Genomic DNA, 18,884 nt, shown 5'->3' on the forward strand with positions numbered 1-18,884 from the left:
AGATTTTTCCTGGCGCATCAGTACGTCGCCCTACATCGCTTGTCGAGCATGTATGGAACTATCGGTCTTCATCTTTTACAAGGAAGTTACAGATGCGTTTTATGACAGTAATGGCCCAATAAAAGGGTGAATGTGCGAACAGTGTCGATGGGCACATTGTCGGTTTTTATGAGGGTGTGGACTGCGTGCCGATTTATCGGGCGAGCATCGATCGTTTCTACAATGTGCAACGACTGGACGCCGACCGGGCCGGTCATCAGGACATCGTTGCGCGTATCGAGACATTTATGTCCACCGCAACCGTCGACATGATGCGTATGTTTCACTGGAATCACCGCACGGAGGCGAGTGGTAACGCCATGGAGCTGATGACCGTGGAGACCAACGCGGGTGCTGAGGTGAAAAGCGTAAGGTTTCGCTTTCTGGCGCCAGAGGGCGAAATGAAGAGTGAAGTGACCCTGAGTCCTGAAACGGACATTGAAAAAAATCGCAGGGTAGCGCTGGAAAATGGCGGGGCGAAAGTTGTCGCCAGAGGGAAGAAAAAACGCCGCGGGCAAAAAACGACTGCTGTCGGCCCCGCGATTCTGGACACCTCTTTCATGGACCGGCTCTGCAAGTCTTATCTCGCGACAGATTGGTAAATTCGCGAGCCTGAAAGGCAGCCGCTTTCATACGGTCTGCCTTTCAGTATTTACGTTCGCAATCTTACTTGGACAAAAACCGCATCCCTTCCTCAAGCCCGCGCAACGTCAACGGATACATCTGATCCTCGATCAGATCGCGCACGATATTGGTCGACGAGGTATAGCCCCAGGTGTCTTTCGGATACGGATTGATCCAGATGAGTTTCTTGTACTTCTCCATGAAGCGCTGCATCCACACGTAACCCGGCTCTTCGTTCCAGTGCTCGACACTGCCGCCGGCCTGGGTGATTTCATACGGCGCCATCGCGGCGTCACCGATGAAGATTACTTTGTAGTCGGCGCCGTACTTGTGCAGCAGGTCCTGGGTCGAAGTGCGTTCCGAGGTGCGGCGCATATTGTTCTTCCACACCGATTCATAAACGAAGTTGTGGAAGTAGAAGTACTCCAGATGCTTGAACTCGGTCTTGCAGGCCGAGAACAGTTCCTCACAAATCTTCACGTGGGCGTCCATCGAACCGCCGATGTCGAACAGCAACAACAGCTTCACCGTGTTGCGGCGTTCAGGGCGCATCTGGATGTTCAGCAGACCGGCGTCCTTGGCGGTGTGGTCGATGGTGCCATCGATATCGAGTTCTTCCGCTGCGCCCTGACGGGCGAATTTACGCAAGCGGCGCAGGGCAACCTTGATGTTGCGCGTGCCCAGTTCCACCGAATCATCGAGGTTCTTGTACTCACGCTGATCCCACACTTTCACCGCTTTGCCCTGGCGCTTGCCGGCATCGCCGACCCGAATGCCTTCCGGGTTGAAGCCGCCGGAACCGAAAGGGCTGGTGCCGCCAGTGCCGATCCATTTGTTGCCGCCGGCATGGCGTTCCTTCTGTTCTTCCAGGCGCTTCTTGAACTCTTCGATCAGCTTGTCCAGACCGCCGAGGGACTGGATCTGCGCGCGCTCCTCATCGCTCAGCGAGCGCTCGAACTCCTTGCGCAGCCAGTCTTCGGGAATCAGCGCCTGCAAGTGATCATCGAGCTTTTCGAGGCCATTGAAGTAGGCGCCGAACGCGCGGTCGAACTTGTCGAAATGGCGTTCGTCCTTCACCAGAATCGCCCGCGACAAGTAATAAAACTCGTCCATGTCGGCGAAGGTCACGCGCTGTTTCAGCGCGTTGATCAGGTCGAGCAGCTCACGCACCGACACCGGCACCTTGGCTGCACGCATTTCATTGAACAGGTTGAGCAACATGGCATCAGCCTCTTAGCGGGTGCCGCGACGGCTCATGAACGCCAGGCGCTCAAGCAGTTGCACGTCCTGTTCGTTCTTCACCAAGGCACCGGCCAGTGGCGGGATCGCTTTGGTCGGATCGCGTTCGCGCAATACCGCTTCGCCGATGTTGTCGGCCATCAGCAGCTTCAGCCAGTCGACCAGTTCGGAGGTCGAAGGCTTCTTCTTCAGGCCCGGCACCTTGCGCACATCGAAGAACAGGTCCAGCGCTTCGCTGACCAGATCCTTCTTGATGTCGGGATAGTGCACGTCGACGATTTTTTGCAGGGTGGTGCGGTCGGGGAAGGCGATGTAGTGGAAGAAGCAGCGGCGCAGGAAGGCGTCCGGCAGCTCTTTCTCGTTGTTGGAGGTAATGATGATGATCGGGCGCTTCTTCGCCTTGATGGTTTCGTCGATCTCGTAAACGTAGAACTCCATCTTGTCGAGTTCTTGCAGCAGGTCGTTGGGGAACTCGATGTCGGCCTTGTCGATCTCGTCGATCAGCAGAATGACCCGCTCTTCGGACTCGAAAGCCTCCCAGAGTTTGCCCTTCTTCAGGTAGTTGCGCACATCGTGGACTTTCTCATTGCCCAGTTGCGAGTCGCGCAGACGGCTGACCGCATCGTACTCGTACAGACCCTGATGGGCCTTGGTGGTGGACTTGATGTGCCAGGTGATCAGCTTGGCATTGAACGATTCGGCCAATTGCTCGGCGAGCATGGTCTTGCCGGTGCCCGGTTCGCCCTTGACCAGCAGCGGCCGCTCCAGGGTGATGGCGGCGTTGACCGCCAGCTTCAGGTCATCGGTGGCGACGTAGGCCTGGGTGCCTTCGAACTTCATCTGCTAATCCTCGAACGGTAACGCCGACCTGACGGGCAGGGCGGGGGCGAAATAATCGGATGCCCGACTATAACGCGCAGTCCGGTCGACTGTGAACGCAGACGGCTTATTCAGTCTCTGAATGGGGCGTCACATGTTGACTCAGTCTCGGCCGATGGCCAGTATTCAGGTATCGCCGATTTGGCGATAGCCTTCAGGATGTCCACTGAATCTGTGGCGAGGGAGCTTGCTCCCGCTGGGCTGCGAAGCAGTCCCCATCTGCCCGGAGGCGCTGAATTGATGTTATCCATGAAACGACCACGCTTGGCGGCAGTTACTGCGCTCTCTGATAGTCGGCTTGCACTCTGCTTTGTTGATGGTCGCGCGCTGACACTCGATTTGAGTCGAGATATTCAAACGTATAAGCAGTTGCAGCCCTTGCTTGATCCCCAAGTCTTTGCGACTGCCATCTTGGGCGATAACGGTTGGACCGTTGAATGGCCGGCCCCGGATATTCAGATTGGCGCCGATACTCTATATCTGGATGCTTTTCCAGAAATGAACCCTAACCCGCATCTGGCTTCGGCCGCTCATACCGGGCATTGAATGCCTGTACGAAACCATTGCGCAAAATCTGCAAAAATGCTTCGAACGCGCTGATGTTTTGCTGATGCACGTTGCCGCTGAGTTCGACCTTGGTGGCGAACTGGTTTTTCGCCTGATTCTTCAGCACGGTTTCAGTACCACCGACCAAAGCCTCCCAGACTGAGCGGAAGATGCTCTTGTTCTTGTTTTCCACGTCCTGCTGCCAGTTGAACACTTCGACGTCACGCAGCAGGGGTTTGATGTAGCCGTTGACCTGGGCTTTTTTGGCTTGGGCTTCGATCACCACATCACCGTGGCCGGCGTTGAAGTCGAACTTGCCGTAGGCCGATGCGAAGTCGTTCATGCGCTTGAGTTCAATGTCTTTGGCGCGCAGGCGGAACTCGAAGTCTTCGAAATTGCTCAGAGGGTCGAACGTTGCGGTGGTTTCCAGCGGTGCATGACCCAGCAGCAGGGCTTTGCCTTCGAAGCGGGCGTCGCGTTTGCCCTGTTTGTCGACCACGTTGGTCAGGTTGTAGATGCTCGCGTCGACATCGGTCGCGTTCATGTTCACTGGAGGTTTTGAATTGAAGTTGCGGAAACTGATCTTGCCGTCCTGAATCTGTACTTCGTCGAGAGTGATCGGCAGCAATTTGCCCAGTTGCGCGCGCCAGTCGGTGCCTTGACCTGTTTGTGAGTTCTGTTTGTTAGCGCCACCATCGACGAAATTGACTTCAGGATTTACGAATCTCACCTGCGCCACGACGGCATGGTCGTACCACAGCGAATGCCAGCTGACTGCCAGATCGATCAGCGGTGCGTTGACGAACGGTACCGGTACCTTGCCGTCGACCTTGACGATCTTCAGCCCATTGATCTTGTAGGCGCCGCGCCATAGGGCCAAGTCGACATCAGTGATCTGACCCCGATAGTCACCCATGTCCGCCAGTTTGCCGTTCAGGTAGTCGCGCACCATGTAGGGCAGGGCGATGTGCAGCGCGATCAGCAGCACAACGACGACGGCGAAAATCCCTAATGGCCAACTGTAGCGACGCTTCATGACGGCAATTCCCTGACGATGTAAGCGATTGACTGTCACGTCGCGCAGACGTTCGACCCGACTGGACTGTGATGGGCAACAGGCATACCTTTGAAGGCTGAATTCAATGCTGCATAAGGACCCAGCCATGAGCCGTATTTTCGCTGACAACGCCCATTCCATCGGTAATACGCCGCTGGTGCAGATCAACCGCATCGCGCCGCGTGGCGTGACCATTCTGGCCAAGATCGAGGGGCGCAACCCCGGTTATTCGGTCAAGTGCCGGATCGGCGCCAACATGATCTGGGACGCCGAAAGCAGCGGCAAACTCAAGCCGGGCATGACCATTGTCGAGCCGACGTCGGGTAACACCGGGATCGGTCTGGCGTTTGTTGCCGCTGCCCGTGGTTACAAGTTGATGCTGACCATGCCGGCTTCGATGAGCATCGAACGCCGTAAAGTCCTCAAGGCTCTGGGCGCCGAGCTGGTGTTGACCGAGCCAGCCAAGGGCATGAAAGGCGCCATCGAAAAGGCTGCCGAGATCGTTGCCAGCGATGCCGACAAATATTTCATGCCGGCGCAGTTCGATAACCCGGCGAACCCGGCGATTCACGAAAAAACTACCGGTCCGGAAATCTGGAACGACACCGATGGTGCGGTGGATGTACTGGTGGCTGGGGTTGGCACGGGCGGAACCATCACGGGCGTTTCGCGGTATATCAAGAATACCCAGGGCAAACCGATTCTGTCGGTGGCGGTGGAGCCGATGTCGTCGCCAGTGATCACCCAGGCGCTGGCGGGTGAAGAAATCAAACCGAGCCCGCACAAGATTCAAGGGATCGGCGCCGGTTTTGTGCCAAAGAACCTCGATCTGTCGATGGTCGACCGGGTTGAGCAGGTCACCGACGAAGAGTCCAAGGCGATGGCCCTGCGCTTGATGCAGGAAGAGGGGATTTTGTGCGGCATCTCCTGCGGTGCAGCGATGGCGGTAGCAGTGCGTCTGGCGGAGACGCCGGAGATGCAGGGCAAGACTATCGTGGTGATTCTGCCGGACTCGGGTGAGCGTTATCTGTCGAGCATGTTGTTCAGCGATCTGTTCACTGAGCAGGAGACTCAGCAGTAATCCAGTTGATTCAGGTCAGCCGGGGTTCAGGATCGTTATGCTAATAAATGCTTTGTTGCGCAATGCTTAACACTGAATCTTGTGTAAGGCGGGTTTTGTCCGAAGCCGGTAGTGTTTATCATGGCCGGCTGCCATGTCGGGTAAAGGGCATTGCGCAGCGTTGTCTTTATTCAAGGAGTCGTTGATGAGCTTTTCGTTAGCCGCCAAGGTGTCGGTGCTGCTGCTGTTTGTGGGCAGCATCCTCTATGTGCATTTGCGCGGCAAGGCGCGTTTGCCGGTTCTGCGCCAGTTCGTCAACCACTCGGCACTGTTCGCTCCGTACAATGCCTTGATGTACCTGTTCTCCGGCGTGCCGTCCAAGCCGTATCTGGATCGCAGCAAATTCCCGGAACTGGACGTACTGCGCGACAACTGGGAAACCATTCGCGACGAGGCCATGCATCTGTTCGATGAAGGCTATATTCGCGCGGCGGAAAAGAACAACGACGCCGGTTTCGGCTCATTCTTCAAGAAGGGCTGGAAGCGTTTCTACCTCAAGTGGTATGACAAACCGCTGCCGTCGGCTGAAACCCTGTGCCCGAAGACCGTGGCACTGGTCAGTGCGATTCCCAACGTAAAAGGTGCGATGTTTGCGTTGTTGCCGGGTGGCAGCCACTTGAACCCGCATCGCGATCCGTTCGCCGGCTCCCTGCGTTATCACCTCGGCTTGTCGACGCCGAACTCCGACGATTGCCGGATTTTCGTCGATGGTCAGGTTTACGCCTGGCGTGACGGCGAAGACGTGATGTTCGACGAAACTTACGTGCACTGGGTCAAGAACGAAACCGAACAAACTCGCGTGATCCTGTTCTGCGACGTCGAGCGTCCGCTGAGCAACCGCCTCATGACCCGCATCAACCGCTCGATCAGCGCCTGGCTCGGCCGCGCCACCGCACCGCAGAACCTTGACGACGAGCGCGTCGGCGGGATCAACCAGGCTTACGCCTGGAGCAAGAACTTCAGCGACAAGTTCAGTGGAGTGGTCAAACAGTGGAAACGCCGTCATCCGAAGGCCTACCGCGTGATGCGACCGGTGCTGGCGGTGGTGGTGTTGACGTTGTTGGGGTATTGGCTGTTTGGTTGAGGCTGGATGTTGTAATAAAAAAACCGCTCCTTGTGAGCGGTTTTTTTATGAAGAGAAGGTGAACGAAGCGCCAGCGAGGACGCCTCCTGGCTCTTCCGCGGCTGGATTCACCAATGCTTCTCTGATTCGATGCAACTCCTGTTCAGACAACTTTCCAGAAGAGCGTTTTCTATCAGCTTTTATCGGTCTGGCGCCTGGCGCCTTTTTTTCAACGGCAGCCTTCATGGTGCCTCCGGCGTTGAAGCTAAGGGGTTCTTTGGCCTTCCACCTGACAACATCTCGCCAAGAGAAATGAGGATCAAACCATTCTTCATAGGCACTCAGCGCTTGAGCATCGATTGCTTCGAAACGAACTCTGGAGTGATCAACATCCACTATCCCTTGCTGCAACAAGTCTTTGTGCAGCTTTGCGAAAGTAACCCCAGCCTGTTTTCTGGCCTGTGATTTATACACTTGGTAGCACAAATACGTCCGTTCCCTTGGCATGTGATCCCGTGCATTCCTTGTCCTCGATGGTGGGGTGTCGCAATTGCGATCCAGCCTATTCACCTTGCGGCCAACTGTCCCTGCCGGCCCTTTGCCCAAATCATTGCAATCGATGTCGCCCGCTGGTTATAGTCGGCGCTCGTGAGCCCCATGGTTCACCTTCCAGCCCTTCAAAAAAGATCTGCCCCTATGCCTGCATCCCTCATCAACGCGGTAGTCGATTCAGCGGTCAACGCTGGCGTCGTGCCGTGCGGGAATCAGCAGCCCCAGCAGATCAGTCATTACCCTCCACCTGTCAGTAGCACGCCGGTGTGCGCAGTCGTATCACCGCCGGGCGTTGGCGTTTCGGGCTGATCGGCAGTTTTTGCTGACCCCTGCGCCCGCCAGAAAAACCTACTGAATTTCAGCTTCGGCTGAGTTGGCTATTTGCCTGACTACAGGTGGTATTCATGTTTGTCCTGTCGAAAAAAACCGCGCTCGCGGCTGCGTCCACGAGCCTGTTCGTCCTGCTGTGGAGCAGCGGTGCGATCTTCTCCAAATGGGGCCTGGCCCACGCTTCGCCGTTTGCCTTTCTGCTGATTCGCTTTGTGATTGCCTTGTGCGGGCTGGTGCTGCTGGCGCCGCTGCTCAAACTGAAGTTGCCCAAGGGTCGACGGCCGATGCTGTTTGCGATCGCCACCGGCGTGGTGTTGTTGGGGGCTTATCAGATTTTCTATCTGCTGGCGCTCAACACCAAAGTCACCCCGGGGGTGATGGCGACCATCATGGGCGTGCAGCCGATTCTCACGGTGGTATTGATGGAGCGGCAGCGCTCGGCGAGCCGGATGTTTGGTCTGGCGTTGGGTCTGGCGGGGCTGATCATGGTGGTTTACCAAGGCATCGGTCTGGCCGGGATGTCCTGGGCGGGGATGCTGTTTGGTCTGCTGGCGCTGGCGAGCATGACGCTGGGCTCGATCATGCAGAAGCGCATCACCGACAATCCCCTCGGCACGCTGCCCGTGCAATATCTGGCCGGGCTGTTGTTGTGCGGGATCTTCGTGCCGTTTCAGCCGTTCCACTTTGAACACAGCACAGGCTTTATCGTACCTGTTTTGTGGATGGGGCTGGTGGTCTCGGTGCTGGCGACGCTGTTGCTGTATCGATTGATCGCGCGAGGCAATCTGGTGAATGTCACCAGTCTGTTCTATCTGGTGCCGGCGGTGACGGCAGTGATGGACTACTTGATTTTCGGCAATCGCCTGGCGGCATTGAGCGTGCTGGGTATGCTGTTGATCATTGTCGGTCTGGCGTTTGTCTTCCGTAAAACTGACTAGCTGACAGGCGGGCTCGCTCCCACATTGGAATGCATTCCCCTGTAGGAGTGAGCCTGCTCGCGATAGCCATTTCAGCAGCGCCAGAAGTCTAGCGGGCTGTCGCCTGCGCAGGTTTCACCGACGCCGGCTTCAACACCAGCCACAACGCCAGCGCAATCAACACCCCGCCATAAATGTGCGCCATCGACAACGGCTCATCCAGCAACAACGCCCCCCACAAAACCCCGAACGGCGGAATCATGAAGGTCACGGTCATCGACTTCACCGGACCGATCGAACTGAGCAGGCGGAAATAAATGATGTAGGCAAACGCCGTACAGCCCAACCCCAGGCCCAACAGCGACAGCCAGACATTCCAGCCGCCCCAGCTGACTGGCGGTGCAGTGATTACGCTATAGCCGAACAGCGGCAACAGGAACAACGTCGCACCGAGCATGCTGCCCAGCGCCGACAATCTGCTGTCCAGTCCACCGGCCTGATCCAGCCAACGCCGCGCGAGGAAACCGGCGAAGCCATAGCAAGTGGTCGCCAGCAGGCAGGCGACGGCGCCCATCAACAACTGCAAGTCGAACGCCACGGGGCCGGCGCGGGTCAGCACGCCAACACCGAACAGGCCGAGGAACACCCCACCCAACTTGGCAACAGTGAGTTTTTCACTGAAGAACAACCCGCCAATCAGCACGCCCATCAACGGCGTGGTGGCATTGAAAATCGCCGAGTAGCCGGCTGGCAACACCTGAGCCGCAACGGAATACAGCGTCGCCGGAATCCCCGAATTGATCACGCCCAGCAGCATCACGGTTTTCAATTTGCCTTTGAAATCCCAGCGCACGCGCATCAGCCCGAGGATCACCAGCAGGCCAACGGCCGCAATCGACACGCGAAAAAAACCGGTCGGGATCGTGCCAATCACCGGCGCAATAATGCGCATGAACAGAAAACTCGCGCCCCAGATGGCCGCCAGCGACAACATACGGAAAATATCGACAGGGCTCACGGCGGGTCTCCTTCCTTGATCGGGACGAGAGTGTTGCCGAGCGCCCTGACGATGGCAACCGCTATTCGGGCATTCAACTTTGCGCTCAGATCACAAAGCGTGTCACCAGACCGTTGAGATCGACCGCCAGACGCGACAACTCCTGGCTCGCCGCCGAGGTCTGAGTCGCCCCGGCGGCGGTTTGCGTGGAGAGGTCACGGATGGTCACCAGATTCTGATCGACTTCGCGCGCCACCAGTGCCTGCTGCTCGGCCGCGCTGGCGATCACCAGGTTGCGCTGGTTGATCTGCGAGATCGACGCGGTGATTTTCTCCAGCGCCTGACCCGCGCTGTTGGCTCGGCGCAACGTCTGGCCAGCCTGCTCGGCACTGCTCTGCAACGCGGCCACGGTCGACCCCGTACCTTGCTGAATGCTGCTGATCATCAGCTCGATTTCCTCAGTGGAATTCTGCGTGCGCTGCGCCAGCGAACGCACCTCATCGGCCACCACCGCAAAGCCTCGCCCGGCCTCACCGGCGCGTGCCGCTTCGATCGCCGCATTGAGCGCCAACAAGTTGGTCTGCCCGGCAATCCCGCGAATCACCTCCAGTACTTTGCTGATGTCCTGTGCCTGAGTGGCCAGGCCCTCGGCTTGTTCGGAAGCACCGAGTACCGCATCGACCAGCTCCTGAATCGAACTGATGGTTTCGCTGACCTGTACATGACCGTGCTTGCTGTCTTCGTTGGATGCAGCGGACGCTTCGGCGCTGGACACCGCATTGGCCGCGACCTCATCCACCGCCGTGCTCATCTCGGTGACTGCTGTAGCGGCTTGTTCAATCTGATCGTTCTGTTGTTGCAGGCCGCGGGTGCTTTGCTCCATCACCGAACTCATTTCCTCGGCAGCGGAAGCCAGTTGCTGTGCCGATTCGCTGATTCCTCGAATGGTCGAGCGCAAATTGCCCTGCATCTCGGCCAAGGCGTCGAGCAGGTGCGCAGCCTCATCTTTACCAGTGCTGACGATCTGGCCGCTGAGATCACCGGCAGCAATGCGTCGCGCTACACCCAGTGCCTGATTGATCGGGGTGGTGATGCTGCGCGTCAACTGCCAGGCCAACAGCAGCGTGGCAATCAGGGCAATCACGATGATGGTCGCGACGATCCACAATGCCCGTTGGTACATGGCTGCGGCGGCATCGGCGGCGGCGTCGGCACCTTGTTGATTGAGGCTGATCATCTGCTCCAGCGTCTTGTCGAGCACAGTACCCTGAGGTGCCAGCTCGTTGCTCAAACGGGTGGCCGCCTGCTCGTTCTGACCGGCGTCAATCTGGCTGACAATCTGATCGAAAATGCTCAGGTATTTGCCGACGGCTGCGTTCAAGCCGTCGAGCATCGCTTGTTCCTGATCGTTGGCAATCAAGGCTTTGTGATCGTTGAGGCGTTTGAGCAACTCATCGCGTTGGGCTTTGAGGATGCCTTTGCTTCTGTCGCGCACTGCGGGTTGGGTGATGGCGATCAGACGCAAGGATTCGAGACGGATGCTGGCGATATTCGCCGCCGCGTCATGAATGCTCTCGATGCTGGGCATCCATGACTCTTCGATCACCGCTGCACTTTCGCGCAGGGTTTTCATCTGGCCCAGCCCGAACAGGCCGACCACCACCAGCAGACCGGCCAAAACGGCAAAGCTCAAACTGGCGCGCAAACCTATGCGCAGATTCCGGATAGACATCAGTGTGCTCCTTGATCTTTGAAGGGGGGGAGGTCGTCCTCGTCAGCGAGGATCTTGTTATGAGGCGGGTAATGGCGGGCTGTATATCAAAGTGCCACTATTTTGGTAAGACCAATCTGGAATCGGCACTGACGGTAAGTGCATTGGCAGCAAAGCCACGAACTAGACGCGCCTGATCAGTATTGGATCCGAAGCCCAGAGAATTCGCGGGCTGGCGCAGGACGGCCAGAAAGACCGGTAAGGTGATTAACTGACCGAACGGTCGATTTAAAAAACTTTGCTAAAAACTGTGTCGCTGTACAACCCTGACGCAGATTTGGCAGAAATTGCACTTCACCTGCGCGCGTATCCGTGGCTAAGCTCAGGCACAGATTTCCCAATGCACGCCGAGGTCTTATCTATGCCGCAGCAATGGCCAGCCACCGACATCGCCCGCATGATCCTCGATGGCTTTGACGATTACCGCGAGCATTTCCGGCGCATCACCGACGGTGCCCGGGAGCGCTTCGAGCAGGCGCGCTGGCAGGAGACGCAAACGGCGTCGGCAGCACGGATCAACCTTTACGAAGAAAAGGTCGGCGAAACCATCGCCCGCCTGCGCGAATACTTCGACGACGAAACGCTGATGAATGTCAGCTGCTGGCCGCTGGTGAAAAGCGCTTACATCAGCGTCATCGACCTGCGCTTCGACGATGAGCTGTCCGAGACCTGGTACAACTCGATTTTCTGCGGGCTGTTCAGCCACGACCTGATCAGCGACGGCTGCATGTTCATCCACACCACGCGCCCGAGCCTGCGCCGCGCCCGCGCTGCGCAAACCCGCACATACAAGCCGCAGGGACAACTGTCGGGGATGCTCGCGAGTATTTTTGCCGACTACCGTTTCAGCGAGGACTACGCCGATTTGCCGGGTGACCTGCGCCGGCTCGAAGCGCAACTGCGCGAGAACCTGCCGGACTGGGTGTGCAAGGACCCGGAACTCAGCGTCGAGCTGTTTTCCTCGGTGCTGTACCGTAACAAGGGCGCGTATCTGGTCGGGCGCATCTACACCCGCGACGAGCAATGGCCGCTGGTGATCCCGCTGTTGCACCGCGAAGGGCGCGGGATTCAGATCGACGCGCTGATCACCGACGAAGCTGACGTGTCGATCATCTTCTCGTTCACCCGTTCGTATTTCATGGTCGACGTACCGGTGCCGGCGGAGTTTATCGGCTTCCTGCGGCGCATTTTGCCGGGCAAGCACATTGCCGAGTTGTACACCTCGATCGGTTTCTACAAGCACGGCAAATCCGAGTTTTACCGCGCGCTGATCAACCATCTGGCCAACACCGACGACCAGTTCATCATGGCGCCGGGTGTGCGCGGCATGGTCATGAGCGTGTTCACCCTGCCGGGCTTCAACACCGTGTTCAAGATCATCAAGGACCGTTTTTCGCCGTCGAAAAACGTCGATCGCGCCACGGTGATCGAGAAGTACCGATTGGTGAAAAGTGTCGACCGGGTAGGGCGCATGGCCGATACCCAGGAGTTCGCCGACTTCCGTTTTCCGCTGAGCAAGTTTGATCCGGCCTGTCTTGAAGAACTGCTGGAGGTGGCGCCATCAACGGTGTCAGTCGAGGGCGACACGGTGCTGATCCGTCACTGCTGGACCGAGCGGCGAATGACCCCGCTCAATCTGTATCTGGAGAACGCCAACGACGCGCAGGTGCGCGAGGCGCTGGAGGATTACGGCCTGGCGATCAAGCAACTGGCGGCGGCGAATATCTTTCCCGGTGACATGCTGCTGAAGAACTTTGGCGTCACCCGGCACGGCCGTGTGGTGTTTTATGACTACGACGAGATCTGCTTTCTGACCGAGGCCAACTTCCGTCACATTCCTGCGCCGCGCACGCCCGAAGATGAGATGGCCTCCGAACCGTGGTATTCGATCGGGCCGCTGGATGTGTTTCCCGAGGAGTTTCCGCCGTTTCTGTTTGCTGATTCGGGGCAGCGCAAGTTGTTCGATCAGTTGCATGGCGAGTTGTATAACGCTGATTACTGGAAGAGTTTGCAGGAGGCGATTCGCGCCGGCAAAGTCATCGACGTCTTCCCGTATCGGCGCAAAGGCCTCGATAACGAATAACTCTTTTAAAAGCCCCTCACCCCAGCCCTCTCCCAGAGGGAGAGGGGGCCGACCGAGGTGTCTCAAGTCAAACGCCGACCTGAAATGCCTTGGCGATTATGGGTTCGGCAAAGCTCTTTCAGGTCGATGTACCTTTGAAGCATCCCCCAATCGGTTCCCTCTCCCTCAGGGAGAGGGCTAGGGTGAGGGCCGCAATCCCCCTGACACGCCACAAATCCCCCAAATCTGCGACAATCCGCCCCTGCACATATAGACGACCGAATTGCCTACCCGATGACCGACGAATCGCCCTCCATCGACAAACTGCTGAAAAACCTCGATCACGCCATGCTTGCCGACCGTCACCGGCTGCGGCGGCAGTTGCTTGAGCTGCGCAAGAAGCCTGACGAGGACAAACTGGCCCAGTGGGTGACGCGCATGCAGGCGTCCTGTGATCAGGTGCTGGCGCGCAAGGCCAGCCTGCCGGTGATTCGTTATGACGACAGTCTGCCGATTGCGGCCAAGCGCGACGAGATCAAGAAGGCGCTGGAAAAGCATCAGGTGTTGATCATCGCCGGCGAAACCGGGTCGGGCAAAACCACCCAGTTGCCGAAAATCTGCCTGGAAATCGGTCGCGGTCAGCACGGTCTGATCGGCCACACCCAACCGCGCCGAATCGCTGCTCGCAGCGTCGCCAGCCGCGTCGCCGAAGAACTCGGCACGCCGCTCGGTGCGCTGGTCGGCTATCAGGTGCGGTTCGAGGATCAAAGCGATTCCAACACCCTGATCAAGCTGATGACCGACGGCATCCTGCTCGCGGAAACCCAGAACGACCGCTACCTCGAACGCTACGACACGATCATCGTCGACGAAGCCCACGAACGCAGCCTCAACATCGATTTCCTGCTCGGTTATCTGAAAACCCTGCTGCCGCGTCGCCCGGATCTGAAAGTCATCATCACTTCGGCGACCATCGATCTGGAGCGCTTCTCCAAGCACTTCGATGATGCGCCGATTGTTGAAGTGTCCGGTCGCACTTTCCCGGTAGACACCTGGTATCGCCCGCTGACGCTGGAGCAGGACGAAGAGGGCAACCGCGTCGAGGATGACCTGACGGTGGATCAGGCGATCCTCGCGACCCTCGACGAAATCGCCGCTTACGAGCGCAGCGAGCGTCGCAGTCCCGGTGATGTGCTGGTGTTCTTGCCCGGCGAGCGCGAGATTCGTGACGCCGCCGACATGCTGCGCAAAGCGCAAATCAAACACACTGAAATTCTGCCGTTGTACGCGCGCCTGTCGCCGGCCGAACAGCAGCGGATTTTCCAGTCGCACCCGGGCCGTCGCGTGGTGCTGGCGACCAACGTTGCCGAGACTTCGCTGACCGTGCCGGGCATCCGCTACGTGATCGACAGCGGCACCGCGCGCATCAGCCGCTACAGCTATCGCGCCAAAGTCCAGCGCTTGCCGATCGAGGCGATTTCCCAGGCCAGCGCCAATCAGCGTAAAGGTCGCTGCGGCCGGGTCGAGCCGGGCATCTGCATTCGGTTGTACAGCGAAGAAGATTTTAATGGGCGCCCGGAGTTCACTGACCCGGAGATTCTGCGCACCAACCTCGCCGCTGTAATTTTGCAGATGCTGCATCTGCGCCTCGGCGAGATCACCGCGTTCCCGTTCATCGAGCCGCCGGATGGCAAGGCGATCAGCGACGGTTTCAACCTGCTGCAAGAACTCTCGGCAGTCGATCGCAACAGCCAGCTGACGCCGCTCGGTCGTCAGTTGGCACGCCTGCCGGTCGACCCGCGCATGGGCCGCATGTTGCTTGAAGCGGCCAAGCTCGGCAGCCTGCAGGAAGTGTTGATCGTCGCCAGCGCCATGTCGATCCAGGACCCGCGCGAACGCCCGCCGGAGCGTCAGCAAGCGGCCGATCAGGCTCACGCACAGTGGAAGGATGTCGATTCGGACTTCGCCGGTCTGGTGAATCTGTGGCGTGGTTTTGAAGAGCAGCGCCAGGCGTTGACCGCAAGCCCATTGCGCAATTGGTGCCGCAAGAATTTCCTCAACTACCTGCGTCTGCGCGAGTGGCGTGATTCTCACCGCCAGTTGAGCCTGATCTGCCGCGACATGCAGTTGAGCCTGAATAAAGAGCCGGCGGATTATCCGAAACTGCACAAAGCCGTGCTGGTCGGGTTGCTCAGCCAGATCGGCCAGAAAACCGAAGACGGCGACTACCTCGGTGCGCGTCAGCGACGCTTCTGGATTCATCCGTCGTCGGGCATCGGCAAGAAGCGTCCGCAATGGCTGATGACCGCCGAACTGGTGGAAACCACCAAGCTTTACGCGCGCATGGTCGCCAAGATCGACGCCGACTGGATCGAGCCGCTGGCCGGGCACTTGATCAAGAAAAACCATTTCGAACCGCACTGGGAGAAGAAGCGCGGTCAGGTCGTGGCGTTTGAACAGATCACCCTGTTCGGGCTGATCGTGGTCGGCCGCCGTCCGGTGCATTACGGCCCGGTCGATCCAGTGGTTTCCCGTGAGTTGTTTATTCGCGAAGGTCTGGTACGTGGCGAGATTCAGTCGAAAGCCAAGTGCCTGACCGCCAACCAGCAACTGCTGGAACAGCTCGACGAACTGGAAGCCAAGGCTCGTCGCCGCGACATTCTCGCCGACGAAGAAACCTTGTATGCGTTTTACGATGCGCGGCTGCCGGCGGAGATTCACCAGACCGCGACCTTCGACAGTTGGTACCGGATCAACAGCCAGAAGAATCCGCAGCTGTTGATCATGCGCGAAGAAGACGTGTTGGCCCGCGAGGCCAGTGAAGTCACCGCGCGCGATTACCCGGACACTCTGCACATCGGCGATCTGGAGCTGGCGCTGACCTATCACTTCGAACCCAATCACCCGCGTGACGGTGTGACCCTGCGCGTACCGGCACCGCTGTTGCCGATGCTGCCGCCGGAACGCCTGGAGTGGTTGGTGCCGGGGCTGATCGAGGCCAAGTGCATCGCACTCGTGCGCAACTTGCCGAAAGCGCTGCGCAAGAATTTTGTGCCGGTGCCGGACTTCATCAAGGCTGCCTTGCAACGCATGACCTTTGCTGAAGGTTCGTTGCCGCAAGCGCTGGGCCGCGAATTGCTGCGCATGACCGGCGCGCGGGTCAGCGATGAGGCGTGGGCAGAAGCTGAGCAAGGCGTCGAAGGGCATCTGCGGATGAACCTGGAAATCGTCGATGGTCAGGGCAAATTCCTCGGTGAAGGTCGCGACCTGGCCGAGCTGACTGCGCGGTTTGCCGAAGCCAGTCAGGCTGCACTGGCCGTGCCGCAGAGCGCGAAAAGCCAGCAACCGGTGGAGGCGAAAGTCTTCGCCCCGGTGGCGGAAAAGACCCAGCAGAAGATCGCCGGGCTGTCGATGACGGTGTATCCGGCACTGGTCGAAGAGGGCGGTACGGTCAAGGAAGGGCGCTTCTCGACCCCGGCCGAGGCTGAGTTCCAGCATCGTCGCGCCTTGCAGCGTTTGTTGCTGCAGCAATTGGCGGAGCCGGCCAAATTCTTGCGCGGCAAGTTGCCGGGGCAGACCGAACTGGGCTTGCTCTATCGCGAGCTGGGCCGCGTTGATGCGCTGGTTGAAGACATTCTGCTGGCCAGTCTCGACAGCTGCATTCTTGAAGGCGAAGACCCGTTGCCCCGTGATGGCGCCGGGTTGGCGGCATTGGCCGAGCGCAAACGCGGCAACTGGACCGAGCACGCCGAGCGCGTGGCCCGGTTGACGCTGGAGATTCTCAAGCTCTGGCACGGCCTGCAAAAGCGCTTCAAGGGCAAGATCGATCTGGCGCAAGCCGTGGCGCTGAATGACATCAAGCAGCAAATCAACAATCTGGTGTATCCGGGTTTCGTCCGCGAGACGCCGATGCAGTGGCTCAAGGAGTTGCCGCGCTACCTGAAAGCGGTCGAACAGCGCTTCGAAAAACTCGGCGCGCAGGTGCAGAAGGATCGCGTCTGGAGCGGTGAGCTCGCCGGCCTCTGGGCGCAATACCAGACCCGTGCCGCCAAACATGCGCAGGAAGGCAAACGCGACCCGCAGCTTGAGCTGTATCGCTGGTGGCTGGAGGAATACCGGGTCTCACTGTTTGCCCAACAGTTGGGCACCAAAGTGCCGATTTCCGACAAACGCCTGAACAAACAGTGGAGCCAGGTCGAACCGTAACGCTGATCATTCCCACGCTCTGCGTGGGAATGCCTCTGGGGACGCTCCGCGTCCAGTGACGCGGAGCGTCACGGGCTGCATTCCCACGCAGGAGCGTGGGAACGATCATCCGTGTTGATCTTGAGAAAGGCGCCAAAAGTCCGCGTTTATGGCAAACTTCGCGACCATAAACGCCGGTTTCGCGACCCAGAGCCTTCGGCCGTGGTGCGAGACGGAATAAAGCGATGCCAGGTTTGCGTCCCCCGGATGGGAATAGACCCTTTGTGTGTTGGTACGACGGTTCCAGCACTTTCTGCCTGAACAGATTAGAGAAACGACCATGCATAACGTCGTCATCAGCGGCACCGGCCTGTACACCCCGGCCAACAGCATCTCCAACGAAGAGCTGGTGCAGTCTTTCAACGCCTACGTCGCCCAGTTCAACGCCGACAACGCCGAGGCCATTGCCAGCGGCGAAGTCCAGGCCCTGACCGAATCCAGCGCCGCGTTCATCGAAAAGGCTTCTGGCATCAAGAGCCGCTTTGTCATGGACAAGGACGGCATCCTTGATCCACAACGCATGGCCCCACGCCTGCCGGAGCGTTCCAACGACGAATGGTCGGTGCTTTGCCAAATGGCCATTGGCGCTGCCGAACAGGCCCTGCAACGCGCCGGCAAAACTGCCGCTGACATCGACGGTGTGATCGTTGCCTGTTCCAACCTGCAACGCGCTTACCCGGCCATCGCCATCGAAGTCCAGGAAGCCTTGGGCATTCAAGGCTTTGGTTTTGACATGAACGTGGCCTGCTCCTCGGCGACCTTCGGCATTCAGGCAGCGGCCAACAGCGTGCAACTGGGCCAGGCCCGGGCGATCCTGATGGTCAACCCGGAAGTCTGCACCGGTCACCTGAACTTCCGCGACCGCGACAGCCACTTCATCTTCGGCGACGCCGCGACTGCGGTGATCATCGAGCGTGCTGACACTGCGACGTCCAAGCACCAGTTCGACGTGGTCAGCACCAAACTGCTGACCAAGTTCTCCAACAACATCCGCAACAACTTTGGCTTCCTCAACCGCGCAGCGGAAGAGGGTATCGGTACCCGCGACAAGCTGTTCGTGCAGGAAGGCCGCAAGGTGTTCAAGGATGTCTGCCCGATGGTTGCCGAGCTGATCGGCGAGCATCTGCAAGAGAACCAGCTCAATGTCGGTGACGTGAAACGTTTCTGGCTGCACCAGGCCAACCTGAGCATGAACCACCTGATCGTGCGCAAACTGCTCGGCCGCGAGGCCACCGAAGAAGAAGCGCCGGTGATTCTCGATACTTATGCCAATACCAGCTCCGCCGGTTCGGTGATTGCCTTCCACAAATATCAGGACGATCTGGCTGCCGGTTCGCTGGCTGTCTTGAGTTCGTTCGGTGCGGGCTATTCGATCGGCAGCGTGATTCTGCGCAAGCGTTGAAAAGAGGTTTAATTTCCTCTTAATCGCGCCGACCTTTCCTA

The 18,884-nt window shown here is 58.5% G+C and carries 13 protein-coding genes and 1 pseudogene; 8 read left to right on the forward strand and 6 right to left on the reverse strand.

All coding sequences use genetic code 11. The features are described 5' to 3' along the window. Window positions 1-185 precede the first annotated feature (185 nt). Window positions 186-641 carry a hypothetical protein gene (locus tag AC3IUF_RS07470; protein ID WP_489280818.1) on the forward strand — a complete coding sequence of 152 codons (456 nt, stop codon included), beginning with the start codon at window positions 186-188 and terminating at the stop codon, window positions 639-641. Window positions 642-705: 64 nt separating this feature from the next. On the opposite strand, the gene AC3IUF_RS07475 is transcribed toward AC3IUF_RS07470, so the two are convergent. Together AC3IUF_RS07475 and AC3IUF_RS07480 are read right to left on the reverse strand one after the other, a co-directional pair. Next, entirely contained in the window at window positions 706-1,884 is a 1,179-nt protein-coding gene (locus AC3IUF_RS07475) for a vWA domain-containing protein (RefSeq protein WP_007911295.1), read from the reverse strand. A gap of 12 nt (window positions 1,885-1,896) precedes the next feature. Further along, window positions 1,897-2,742 (reverse strand): AAA family ATPase, encoded by an 846-nt coding sequence (locus tag AC3IUF_RS07480; RefSeq protein ID WP_489280819.1) that lies wholly within the window; start codon window positions 2,740-2,742, stop codon window positions 1,897-1,899. 279 nt (window positions 2,743-3,021) lie between these two features. Between AC3IUF_RS07480 and AC3IUF_RS07485 the strand changes: the two are divergent. Further along, window positions 3,022-3,279: pseudogene (locus AC3IUF_RS07485) on the forward strand (DUF2442 domain-containing protein); the annotation flags it as partial. 7 nt (window positions 3,280-3,286) lie between these two features. Here AC3IUF_RS07485 and AC3IUF_RS07490 read toward each other — a convergent pair. Further along, a complete protein-coding gene (locus AC3IUF_RS07490; protein WP_007911290.1) occupies window positions 3,287-4,363 on the reverse strand; it encodes a DUF748 domain-containing protein in 1,077 nt (358 codons plus the stop codon). Window positions 4,364-4,490: 127 nt separating this feature from the next. Here AC3IUF_RS07490 and cysK point away from each other — a divergent pair, with 127 nt between their 5' ends. Both cysK and AC3IUF_RS07500 read left to right on the forward strand, forming a co-directional pair. Next, on the forward strand, window positions 4,491-5,465 hold the full coding sequence (gene cysK, locus AC3IUF_RS07495) for a cysteine synthase A (protein WP_007911289.1): 975 nt from the start codon (window positions 4,491-4,493) through the stop codon (window positions 5,463-5,465). Window positions 5,466-5,649: 184 nt separating this feature from the next. Next, window positions 5,650-6,588, forward strand: a complete 939-nt coding sequence (locus AC3IUF_RS07500) for an aspartyl/asparaginyl beta-hydroxylase domain-containing protein (protein WP_007911288.1) — start codon at window positions 5,650-5,652, stop codon at window positions 6,586-6,588. A gap of 45 nt (window positions 6,589-6,633) precedes the next feature. Here AC3IUF_RS07500 and AC3IUF_RS07505 read toward each other — a convergent pair whose 3' ends face one another. Then, window positions 6,634-7,053 carry a hypothetical protein gene (locus tag AC3IUF_RS07505; protein ID WP_489280822.1) on the reverse strand — a complete coding sequence of 140 codons (420 nt, stop codon included), beginning with the start codon at window positions 7,051-7,053 and terminating at the stop codon, window positions 6,634-6,636. Between the two features lie 470 nt (window positions 7,054-7,523). On the opposite strand from AC3IUF_RS07505, the gene AC3IUF_RS07510 reads away from it, so the two are divergent. Then, window positions 7,524-8,387, forward strand: coding sequence for a DMT family transporter (locus AC3IUF_RS07510; protein WP_414915352.1), 864 nt, complete (start codon window positions 7,524-7,526; stop codon window positions 8,385-8,387). 88 nt (window positions 8,388-8,475) lie between these two features. Here AC3IUF_RS07510 and AC3IUF_RS07515 read toward each other — a convergent pair whose 3' ends face one another. Further along, window positions 8,476-9,384, reverse strand: a complete 909-nt coding sequence (locus AC3IUF_RS07515; protein ID WP_489280824.1) for a DMT family transporter — start codon at window positions 9,382-9,384, stop codon at window positions 8,476-8,478. 85 nt (window positions 9,385-9,469) lie between these two features. Further along, window positions 9,470-11,095 (reverse strand): methyl-accepting chemotaxis protein, encoded by a 1,626-nt coding sequence (locus AC3IUF_RS07520; RefSeq protein WP_489280825.1) that lies wholly within the window; start codon window positions 11,093-11,095, stop codon window positions 9,470-9,472. Window positions 11,096-11,495: 400 nt separating this feature from the next. Here AC3IUF_RS07520 and aceK point away from each other — a divergent pair, with 400 nt between their 5' ends. From aceK to AC3IUF_RS07535, 3 genes are all read left to right on the forward strand, one after another. Next, window positions 11,496-13,217 (forward strand): bifunctional isocitrate dehydrogenase kinase/phosphatase, encoded by a 1,722-nt coding sequence (gene aceK, locus AC3IUF_RS07525; protein WP_007918081.1) that lies wholly within the window; start codon window positions 11,496-11,498, stop codon window positions 13,215-13,217. Window positions 13,218-13,490: 273 nt separating this feature from the next. Continuing rightward, window positions 13,491-17,402: an ATP-dependent RNA helicase HrpA gene (hrpA, locus tag AC3IUF_RS07530; protein ID WP_414893523.1), complete on the forward strand. Its 3,912-nt coding sequence runs from the start codon at window positions 13,491-13,493 to the stop codon at window positions 17,400-17,402. Between the two features lie 319 nt (window positions 17,403-17,721). Continuing rightward, window positions 17,722-18,843: a beta-ketoacyl-ACP synthase III gene (locus AC3IUF_RS07535; RefSeq protein ID WP_007914423.1), complete on the forward strand. Its 1,122-nt coding sequence runs from the start codon at window positions 17,722-17,724 to the stop codon at window positions 18,841-18,843. Window positions 18,844-18,884: the final 41 nt, after the last annotated feature.

The sequence above is a fragment of the Pseudomonas sp. KH_040 genome (assembly GCF_057839305.1).